The 1,665-nt window shown below is 66.0% G+C and carries 1 protein-coding gene and 1 pseudogene; both read right to left on the reverse strand.

Features of this window, described 5'->3' with window-relative positions:
• Window positions 1-45: 45 nt before the first annotated feature.
• A pseudogene (locus EOD07_RS33610) lies at window positions 46-402 on the reverse strand (ATP-binding cassette domain-containing protein); the annotation flags it as partial.
• A 23-nt stretch (window positions 403-425) separates the two neighbouring features.
• The coding region (locus EOD07_RS33615) for an ABC transporter substrate-binding protein (protein WP_245470593.1) at window positions 426-1,665 on the reverse strand (1,240 nt) is incomplete at its 5' end.

The raw sequence follows: 1,665 nt of genomic DNA on the forward strand, positions 1-1,665 counted from the left end.
TCTTTGGCGAAGACATCACCGACCTGCCGCCGCATGAGCGCATCCGCCGCGGCAGGCGAGAAAGATGGAATCAAGGACCGACAAGCCCTTGAACAGCTGCGAGATCTGATAGGTGCGGCGCAGGCCGCGGCGGATGCGCTCATGCGGCGGCAGGTCGGTGATGTCTTCGCCAAAGAAGCGGATGCGTCCGGCGGTCGGCAGGAAGTCGCCGGTCACGGCGTTGAAGAGCGTGGTCTTGCCGGCGCCGTTGGAGCCGAGGACCGCGCGCCGCTCGCCGGCCGCGATCCTCATGTCGATGCCCGAAAGCGCCACCAGCGCTCCGAAATGCCGCGCAACGCCATCGAGCTCCAGCGCGTAGGCACCGGAGCTCTGCAGACGGTTCGCGGCCAGGTTTTCGGTCACTGACGATGCTCTTGCAGGTACCGTTACGGGCAGCTCGGATTGTCGCGGTTGACCGCGCCGAGCTTCATGAACTCGCCCTCGGGAATGCCGAGCGTCTGGTTGACCTGCGGCACGACCTTGACCAGCTTGTTCAGGAGATTGCCGTCCGACCCTTCGGTGACCTCGGTCAGGAAGATGTCGGCGACGGCATTGCGGTTCTTGTCGAGCGACACCTTGCCGGTCGGCGTGTCGAAGGACAGCTTAGACAAGGCCTCGCGCAGCTTCTTGCCGCCGTCGGAGACGTCGCCGCCGACCTGGTCGAGCGCCAAAAGCGTCGCCTTCATGTTCACATAGTAGCCATGGGCGAAGAGCGACGGCGAAGGGAAGGCGCCCGGCTGCTTCGCATAGGCCGTGACGAACGACTTCCAGGCCGGCGCGTCGTTGGTGTCGGCGGTCGGTCCGGCCGAGGGCGTGCCCTTGAGCACGTCGCGCAGCTTGCCTTTCGAGGTCAGCACGGTCTGGTCGACGGTGATCGAGCCGCCGATCAGCGGGGCCGTGCCCCCGGCCTGCTGGTATTGGGTCAGGAAGTTGACGGCGTCGGCGCCGCCGAGCGCCACATAGATGGCGTCGACATCCTCGGGGATCGCCGCGATGACCGAAGAAAAATCCTTGTTGCCGATCGGCACCCAGGATTTCGATGGCACGTGCCCGCCGGCCTTGCAGAACTCGGCCATGAAGCCGAAGACCTGCGTGTAGGGGAAGGAGTAATCCTCCGCGACGGTCGCGACCTTCTTGTAGCCCTTGTCGTTGAAGGCATAGGTGCCGAGGCCGGCCATCCACTGCGCCCCGTCGGTGGAGAAGCGGAAGAAGTTCTCGGCCGGATTGCGCAGCGTCGTGTCCTGCGCGGCCGAGGTGCCGTTGATGAACGTCACGTCCGGCTTGGTCTTGGCGTAGTCCTTGACGGCGAGGCCTTCATCGCCCGAAAGCGGACCGACCAGCACCTTCACGCCGTCCTGCTCGACCAGCTTGCGCGCCGCGCGCACCGCGCTGTCGGGCGAGGCGTCCGACGAGCCCTTGACGATCTCGATCTTCTTGCCGGCGACGGTGCCGTTGGTCTCGGCGATCGCCGTCATGGCGCCGCGTTCGCCGTCCTCGCCGAGCACCGTGAACGGCCCCTCGAAAGTGGCGAGCAGGCCGATCTTGATCGTGTCGTCGGCGGCGAGCGCCATCGAAGGCGCGGTCAGCCCGGTGAACAGCGCCAGGGCCAGCAGTGTACGTCTATGC

The organism is Mesorhizobium sp. M2C.T.Ca.TU.002.02.1.1 (assembly GCF_003997225.1).